The 8328-nt window shown below is 33.6% G+C and carries 11 protein-coding genes; 7 read left to right on the top strand and 4 right to left on the bottom strand.

Annotation, left to right across the window (positions count from 1 at the left end):
- Positions 1 to 23: 23 nt before the first annotated feature.
- Both AC4AGG_RS08180 and AC4AGG_RS08185 read right to left on the bottom strand, forming a co-directional pair.
- Entirely contained in the window at positions 24 to 245 is a 222-nt protein-coding gene (locus tag AC4AGG_RS08180) for a hypothetical protein (protein WP_489771502.1), read from the bottom strand.
- A gap of 70 nt (positions 246 to 315) precedes the next feature.
- Positions 316 to 1266, bottom strand: a complete 951-nt coding sequence (locus AC4AGG_RS08185; protein WP_489771503.1) for a hypothetical protein — start codon at positions 1264 to 1266, stop codon at positions 316 to 318.
- A 142-nt stretch (positions 1267 to 1408) separates the two neighbouring features.
- Here AC4AGG_RS08185 and AC4AGG_RS08190 point away from each other — a divergent pair, with 142 nt between their 5' ends.
- A complete protein-coding gene (locus tag AC4AGG_RS08190) occupies positions 1409 to 1789 on the top strand; it encodes a helix-turn-helix domain-containing protein (protein WP_489771504.1) in 381 nt (126 codons plus the stop codon).
- Positions 1790 to 1886: 97 nt separating this feature from the next.
- Here AC4AGG_RS08190 and AC4AGG_RS08195 read toward each other — a convergent pair whose 3' ends face one another.
- Positions 1887 to 3179, bottom strand: a complete 1293-nt coding sequence (locus AC4AGG_RS08195; protein ID WP_489771505.1) for a cryptochrome/photolyase family protein — start codon at positions 3177 to 3179, stop codon at positions 1887 to 1889.
- Positions 3179 to 3814, bottom strand: a complete 636-nt coding sequence (locus AC4AGG_RS08200) for a MarR family winged helix-turn-helix transcriptional regulator (protein ID WP_489771506.1) — start codon at positions 3812 to 3814, stop codon at positions 3179 to 3181. The genes AC4AGG_RS08195 and AC4AGG_RS08200 overlap by 1 nt, the downstream gene beginning before the upstream one ends.
- 84 nt (positions 3815 to 3898) lie before the next feature.
- On the opposite strand from AC4AGG_RS08200, the gene AC4AGG_RS08205 reads away from it, so the two are divergent.
- From AC4AGG_RS08205 to AC4AGG_RS08230, 6 genes are all read left to right on the top strand, one after another.
- Positions 3899 to 5356, top strand: a complete 1458-nt coding sequence (locus AC4AGG_RS08205) for a phytoene desaturase family protein (protein WP_489771507.1) — start codon at positions 3899 to 3901, stop codon at positions 5354 to 5356.
- An 18-nt stretch (positions 5357 to 5374) separates the two neighbouring features.
- Positions 5375 to 6223: a phytoene/squalene synthase family protein gene (locus AC4AGG_RS08210; protein ID WP_489771508.1), complete on the top strand. Its 849-nt coding sequence runs from the start codon at positions 5375 to 5377 to the stop codon at positions 6221 to 6223.
- Complete coding sequence (locus tag AC4AGG_RS08215) at positions 6220 to 6510, top strand: hypothetical protein (RefSeq protein ID WP_489771509.1); 291 nt, start codon at positions 6220 to 6222, stop codon at positions 6508 to 6510. The genes AC4AGG_RS08210 and AC4AGG_RS08215 overlap by 4 nt, the downstream gene beginning before the upstream one ends.
- A 164-nt stretch (positions 6511 to 6674) precedes the next feature.
- The gene (locus AC4AGG_RS08220; RefSeq protein ID WP_489771510.1) at positions 6675 to 7130 is read left to right on the top strand and encodes a sterol desaturase family protein; all 456 of its coding nucleotides are present in this window, start codon (positions 6675 to 6677) and stop codon (positions 7128 to 7130) included.
- Positions 7130 to 7825, top strand: coding sequence for a lycopene cyclase domain-containing protein (locus tag AC4AGG_RS08225; RefSeq protein ID WP_489771511.1), 696 nt, complete (start codon positions 7130 to 7132; stop codon positions 7823 to 7825). The genes AC4AGG_RS08220 and AC4AGG_RS08225 overlap by 1 nt, the downstream gene beginning before the upstream one ends.
- Complete coding sequence (locus tag AC4AGG_RS08230) at positions 7822 to 8322, top strand: SRPBCC family protein (RefSeq protein ID WP_489771512.1); 501 nt, start codon at positions 7822 to 7824, stop codon at positions 8320 to 8322. Before AC4AGG_RS08225 ends, AC4AGG_RS08230 begins: the two co-directional genes overlap by 4 nt.
- The last annotated feature ends 6 nt before the right edge of the window (positions 8323 to 8328 follow it).

The following is an 8328-nucleotide window of genomic DNA, read 5'->3' on the forward strand; positions in this document are numbered from 1 at the left end:
AAGGCTGTTAAAGGTTATGTGAATTAATATAACACTTTGTTTAGTTGATCAATTGATTTATTGTGTAAGAAATTAACATCATTTTCTACATTGTTCAAAATATGAAACAATTTTTGGTTGCTGCTATTGTTTGCTTTTAATGACTCAAGAATTGTAAGGATTTCTGCTGTTGTTTCGTCATCGAATACCTTTTCGTTAATTTTGTTGTCTTTGTAATTATGATATAGACTGTAGATTTTCGGCATCAGTAATGCTATTTTTACCGCGTCAGAATAAGAAATATTGCAATTGTAGAAACTCGTATTATAATAATACTCAATAAATATACTTCATGCCAAAGAAACTTTCTTTAAGAATACTATCTCTAATATCGTATGTGATGGCATCATTAAAGTATGATTGGTAGGCATTTCCTGCAATTTTTTGAGCATTTTTTTCTGCACAAGGCTTTGGATCATCAGGATCTTCCGGCTGTGGACCTTCACCAGGGGTGGGTGGAGTAGGTGTATCTGGATATATATTTTGGCTTTGTAATAGCGGGAGTACGACAATTGCTGGAAGAAAACAACATCGGCTTGTATAATTACTATGTAATTTTGATAAGATTGCTTTCTTTTCTTCCGATGGTGTCTCCGCTAGAGAAATATAATCACCAATAGATATCGCCCTTTTTTCTAGAAGATCTCTTGATATTGTGTAATCACTAAAAGGATCGGTTTCATCAGATAGTGGTTTTGTGTCATATACGCTATGATTTATTGCTGAGTAAATTGTAAGGTTGTTATAATTTTCATAAATTTTTGAATAGAAAATTGAGTAGTTAATTTCTGCAAAAGAGGGGCCGACGCAATAAGCAGTAAGATGAGGTACTATTTGAAAATCTCCCCCGTCATTTTTAGTAAAAAAACTATGCTCTAATCTTCCATTCTTGTAATGATAAAGTGATATCGCTTTTAAGTTTTCTAAGTTAATATCTGATTTACCGTCTTCTGTACCAGTTGTGTACAGTATATATCCTCTAAGGTTTGTAATGTCTTTCGAGCCAGTCAAATTGTATATTGTATTAATTTGCTCGCCATTTAATTCTAGATCACCGCCAGCAGGGGCAAAACTTTCTGTTGTCGCAATTCTTGAAGCAACCGAATAACTGGTTTCTTTTGTTTCGTTTATAGTGTCAAATTCATTTTCAGAATTTTGCACACACGAGTAGACAGCTAAGAGCAGGATTAAACTCAGTAAGAATCCTAAGATAAGTGTTTTTTTCATAATTATTTAATTAGTGATTAAAAATGAATTAGTTAGACCAATTTATAATGTATAAAAATACCAAACAACAACTAACTGTTATAACGTAATAATTTTTGGTTATAATGTATAAAATATCTATTTTCGTATTAAATTTTATTAAATGAGTTTACATAAAAAGATTTACGATTTGAGAACTCAAAAAGGCTGGTCTCAATCCGAGGTTGCGCATCAATTAGATGTCTCTCAACCAGCATATAATAAATGGGAAACAGGGCAAGCTAAACCTACTATTCAGAATTTGCAAAAAATATCAAATATTTTTGATATTGATTTTTATAATCTTCTCAATGAGTTATTGTCCAATGTTGACTTTTCTAATGCGAAGTTTGATGGACATTCGTATGTTGTACATCCAGTTGAGTCTACAATACACTTTCAATCTGAAGAAATTGTAAATAGAGTTGTTGAGAATCAGAAAAATATTACATTATTAATTGAGAATCAAAACAAATTAATTGAAAGGTTGCTAGGTAAAGAATAGCTCTGTTAATTGTCCTCTTTTACTTAAAAATTTTTTATAAGAATCTTTTCTTATATGGATATTATCTCATTTTATGCAATGTTAACTTCTACATTTTTTAAATAACTCTCTTATAAGCTTCCAACGTTTTCACTCTCGCTTCTTTATGACTAATCATAGGTTTGGGATAGTTTTTTGTCCCAAATTCAGAAATCCACTTTTTGATGTAAACTAAATTTGGGTCAAATTTTTTCTGCTGTTCGTCGGGATTAAAAATTCTGAAATACGGAGCCGAATCACAACCAGTTCCTGCAACCCATTGCCAATTGCCGACATTCTGAGCTTGGTCGTAATCCATTAATTTTTCTGCGAAATACGTTTCGCCCCATTTCCAATCGATGAGTAAATCTTTAACCAAGAAACTTGCAGTAATCATTCGGACACGGTTGTGCATAAAACCCGTTTCGTTCAATTGTCGCATTCCAGCATCTACAATTGGGAATCCAGTTTTTCCTTCGCACCATTTTTTGAATTTTTCTTCATTATTTTCCCACGCAATGCCTTCATATTTTTCTTTGAAGCAATGCGTTGCCGATTTTGGGAAATGCCATAAAATTTGCATAAAAAATTCCCTCCAAATCAATTCTTTCAGAAAAGTGAGATTCACTTCTTTGGTTTGAGAAACCAAATTCCGAATACTGATAGTTCCAAATCGTAGTTGAGTACTCAATTCGGAAGTACCTTTTACAAAAGGAAGATCACGCGTTTTTTCGTAGCTTTTGATGGTATCGAAATCAACTTTGGGTTTTTGAAACTCAATATCTGTTTTTTGAAATCCAATAAAATCTAAACCGAAATTTTGTGGCTCGAATTTTAATAAATTATCTAAATATTTCTCCGATGGAAAATGTTGTAAATGACTTTCATTTAATGTTTGAAGCCATTTATTAGCATACGGTGTGTAAACGGTGTAAGGCGATTGGTCCGCTTTTACAATTTCATTCTTTGCGAAAATGACTTGGTCTTTATACGATTGAAATTCAATATTTTGAGAATCTAAAAACATTTCAATTTCTTGGTCTCTTTTGATAGCTGACGGTTCGTAATCTTCATTACAAAAAATTTTTTCAATGTCGTATTTCTTTGAAATTTCTTCGAAAACATCCATTGGCTTTCCGAAAAAGTATTGGATTCCTGTTTCTTTGGTTTTTAAAAAAGAATTTAAAGTTTCCAAACTTTGAAAAATAAAATCGACTCTTCTGTCGGCTTTGTTAACCAATTGAGAGAGAATAGTGTCATCAAAAATAAAAATGGGAAGCACGGGATTTTCCTTAATCAAGGCTTGAAACAAACCGTGATTGTCTTTTAATCTCAGGTCGCGTCTAAACCAAAAAATATTGAGTTTTTGCATTATATCAATGAATTTATCGCTCCGATGTCGGAGTTCTTGTGTTCGTGATAAATTGTAAAATGGAATTCATTCAGTTTTTTGAGGAGTCTTAATAATTCATCTTTCTCTTTATCAGAAAGTTTTGCCGATAAAACTCTGGAAACTACCGTAACATCCTGAAGCGATTTTTCGAACATTTTTTTACCATTAGTGGTAATCTGTAGTCGTTTAATTCGCTTATCCGATTCGTCAGCTGACTCTTTCACCAAGCCATTTTTCACCAAACGCTTAATGATTTCCATACCCGTTTGTTTTTCGTGGGCATTTTTTTCGACCAATTGCATTTTGGTCAAATCAGGTTCGTTGACTAACCGAAAAAGATAGGTAAACTCTTCGTTAGCCAATTGTGGAAAGTCTTGCAATCCACGTCGTATCATTTGTTTAGAAAATCTTCCAAGGAGAATAACTTGCTTTGCAATCTCATTCTCCAAATCAAAAACTTGGTGTTTTTCTTGTTCTGAAATAAACTTCGGACTTTGGCTTTCATAATGCTTCTCATTAAGCCAAATCCTGAAATCTTCTACAGAGTCTGTTTTTTTTTCTTGGTCAAATTTCTCTAAATGATCAATTAATTCATGTAGTAATTTGTAGTTCATTTAAAAAATCTATCACACAAATTTAGTAAAATATTTTACAATAATAAAATATTAAGTATATATTTGGACTAAATTTTTTAACCCATGAAAAAATGTATTGTCATTGGTTCAGGATTCTCATCGCTTTCTGCCTCTTGTTACCTTGCAAAAGCAGGTTATGACGTTTTGGTGTTAGAGAAAAATGAACAAATTGGTGGTCGTGCTTCCATGCTTGAGGAAGATGGATTTCGATTTGACATGGGCCCAAGTTGGTATTGGATGCCCGATATTTTCGAAAAATTCTTTAACGATTTTGGTTACTCGACTTCGGATTTTTATGCTTTAAAAAAGTTGAATCCAGCCTATCGCGTATTTTTTGGAAAGGAAGATTTTATTGACATCGAAGACGAACCTCAAAAAATTATTGAGGCTTTTTCTAAAATAGACACCAGTTCCGAAAAGCCATTGCGAAAGTTCCTCGCTGAAGCCGAAAAGAATTATAAAATCGCCATGAAAGATTTGGTGTATCAACCCGGAATTTCAGTTAGCGAACTCATCACAGTAGAAACCGCAAAACGCTTGAATCTTTTTATTAAAAGCATTTCTAAAGATGTTGCAACCATAACAAAAAATGAAAAACTGAAAAGCATTTTGGAGTTCCCAGTTCTGTTTTTGGGAGCGAAACCAGAAAATACACCTGCGTTTTACAATTTTATGAATTGGGCAGATTTCGGATTAGGAACGTGGTATCCTGAGGAAGGAATGCATTCTGTGGTTAAAGCTATGACTCAAATTGCGAAAAATTTGGGTGTTCAATTTCATTTGAATGAAGAAGTTATCGAACTGACTTCTGATAACCACCAAGTAACAGAAGTAAAAACGAACAAAAATGTTTATGAAGCGGATATTTTTGTTAGTGGAGCTGATTATGCCCATACCGAAACTTTGCTGAAAAATTCTGAAAGAAATTATCCTGAAAAGTATTGGGATAAGAAAACCTTTGCGCCATCAAGTCTATTGTATTACGTTGGCTTCGAAGGAAGTCTAAACAATGTTAGTCATCATAATTTGTTTTTCGATACCGATTTTCAGGAGCATGCGAAAGAAATTTACGATGATAAAGTGTTTCCAAAAGCGCCACTTTTTTACGCTAATTTCCCATCACTTTCTGATGACAAATTAGCTCCAGAAGGTTTTTCAACGGCGTTTTTCTTAATTCCAACAGCGGTAGATTTAGATGATACTGCAGAAATTCAAGAACAATATTTCGATTTAATTATCAATCGTCTGGAAACGATTACGGGAGAAAACCTAAAGGATAAAATTGTTTACAAGAAAAATTTCGGCATTAGAGATTTTAAAAACAGGTACCATTCTTGCAAAGGAAATGCCTACGGATTGGCGAATACACTGATGCAAACCTCCGTTCTTCGACCAAGTATCAGAAATAAAAAATTGAATAATCTTTTTTATTCAGGACAACTCACAGTTCCAGGACCAGGCGTTCCTCCTGCTTTAATCTCGGGGAAACTCGTGAGCGACTACATTACCAAAAACCGTTAAACACAAACTAATAGACAAATGAATAACTTTACACTTTACCAGAATCTTTGTGAGGCTTCATCCAAAATGATGACCAAGACTTACAGCTCGTCATTTTCTCGTGCTTGTTTATTGTTCAAACCCGAGATTCGTCAACACATTTATAATATTTATGGATTTGTTCGTTTGGCGGATGAAATTGTGGATACGTTTCATGATTTCGACAAAGAAAAACTCTTGACGTGTTTGGAAGCAGAATACCAAATGGCGATGAAAAACGGAATTTCTACCAATCCAATCATCTATTCTTTTTGCAGAACCAAAGCAGAGAACGGTATCACAGACGATTTGGTGGACGCTTTTTTGGAGAGCATGAAAATGGATTTGGGAGAAATAAAAAACTTTGACAACAAAAAGTTTAACGAATACATTTTTGGTTCAGCAGAAGTGGTTGGATTGATGTGTCTGAAGGTTTTTGTAAAAGGCAACCAACAAGAGTATGAAGAATTGAAGCCTTACGCTCAAAGCTTGGGAGCGGCGTTTCAAAAAATTAATTTTTTAAGAGACATCGGTGCAGACTTTCATCAATTGAATCGAACGTATTTCCCGAATGTGGATTTTTCCAAATTTACCATTCAAGACAAAAAAAGAATTGAAACCGAAATCGAAACCGATTTTCAACACGCTTTGATTGGAATTAAAAAATTACCAATTTCCAGCAGATTAGCAGTTTTTATGGCGTATAAATACTACATCAATCTTTTTAGGAAAATTAGAAAAGTACAGCCAGAACATCTATTGAAGAAAAGAATCAGGGTTTCAAATGGTCGAAAAATGGTACTGTTTGCCGAAATGATTGTAAGTCAAAGGTTAAATTTAATCCGATGAAACCGTTTCTTTTATTGATGTTTTTTGGATGGTTTAGTGTAACCAACGCGCAAAATTTCAACTACCGAAGTTTAATCGGTGAAGCAAAAAAAGACAAATCGAATGCAGAAGAGTTCTTAAATAAAATTTCAGCAGAGTACACAAAAACAAAAAAGCCACTTTATCTCGCACTTCGTGGTGCAGGAAATTTTTTCATGGCAAACCATGTGGGAAATCCAATCACGAAATTATCTTACTTTAAAAAAGGGAAAACCGACATGGAAAATGCGGTAAAAAAAAGACAGTAAAAACCTTGAAATCAGATTTTTGCGATACATTTCGCAAAAGAAAATTCCGAGTTTCTTGGGTTACAACAGCAATTTGAAAGAAGATTTAGCATTTCTGAAACAGAATTATCTTAAATCAAACGACCAAGAACTCGTTAATCAAATCAAAAAACACATCAACTAACATGGAAACTTTATTACATATCGCAATAACAATCGGTGTTTTCATCGGAATGGAAGGTGTGACTTGGTTGACACACAAATACGTTATGCATGGATTTGGTTGGTTTTTGCACGAAGACCATCATCAACCTGGTTATCCTCATGTTTTTGAACGAAATGATGCCTTTTTCCTAATATTTGCAATTCCTTGCATTACGTTGTTTTACTTCGGTACGAAAGGTGGAATTAACTGGATGTTTTTCTTTGCATTAGGCGTTCAACTTTATGGAATTTGTTACTTTTTAGTGCATGATGTTTTGATTCATAGACGTTTTAAATGGTTTGATAAAACCACAAATCCGTATTTGAGAGCCCTTAGAAAAGCGCATAAAGTACACCACAAACATCTGGGAAAAGAAGAAGGCGAATGTTTTGGGATGCTGTTTGTGCCGTTGAAATATTTTAAAGAACAACTGTGATGCTGGAAAAGTACCTTTATTTAATTTTAGACCTGCTTAGTTTTGTAGTCCCTTTTGTGTATAGTTTCGAACGCAAAAGACTTCATTTCATTCAGTTTTGGAAGCCCTATTTTTCGGCTATTTTGTTAGTTGGATTGGTATTTATTTTTTGGGATATCCAATTTGCGAAAAATCAAGTTTGGGGCTTTAATGAAAGGTATCATGTTGGAATTAACTTTTGGGGACTTCCATTGGAAGAATGGCTATTTTTTCTATTGATTCCGTATGCAAGTAATTTTATTCACTACGCCTTACTCTACTTTTTCCCAAAACCAGAATTATCACAAAAAACAGCGCAAATTGTAGCTTGGATTCTACTGATAACCTCAGTTTTAGTTGTCTCAATTTTCAACGAAAGAATGTACACGTTTTGGAGCTTTACTCTTTTCGGCGTTTTAATGTTGTTACAAGTCATCTTCAAATTTCCTTATTTTAAAAGATATTTGTTGAGTTTCGTTGTAATTTATATCCCATTTTTTATCGTGAATTCTTGGTTAACTGGAAGTTTTACAGATGAACCGATCGTTTGGTATAACAATGCGGAAAATATGGGGATTAGATTAGGAACCATTCCTTTGGAGGACACGTTCTATTGTTTCACAATGCTTTACGGAAGCCTCCTTTTATTTGAATTTTTAAAAAAGAAAATCTCATGAAAATTATAAAGCGTTCAGGAATTTATCAGTTATACACCGAACAATTAATTCCAAAATCGTTAGAAGAGGTTTGGGCTTTTTTCTCCAATCCCTCTAATTTAGATGAGTTAACACCAAAAAACATGGCTTTTGAAGTTACTTCAGAACCAACCAATGAAATGTTTGCAGGGCAAATCATCACGTACAAAATTGAAGTGTTTCCCAATATAAAATCGCCTTGGGTCACAGAAATAACGCATGTAAAAACACCACAAGAAATTGGAAATATTAAAGAATTTTTTGTGGACGAACAACGTTTTGGTCCTTACGCCATGTGGCATCATGAACATCATTTCGAAAAAATATCAGAACATGAAACCAAAATGATTGACCGAGTTTCCTACAAACTTCCTTTAGGATTTTTAGGCTGTTTATTTGCCGGTAAACTGGTACAAAATAAGGTGCAAAAGATTTTTGCTTATCGATTTCAGAAGATTGAAGGGAAATTTAAAGTTTAAAAAATC

It is taken from the genome of Chryseobacterium sp. CG10_8, assembly GCF_058117085.1.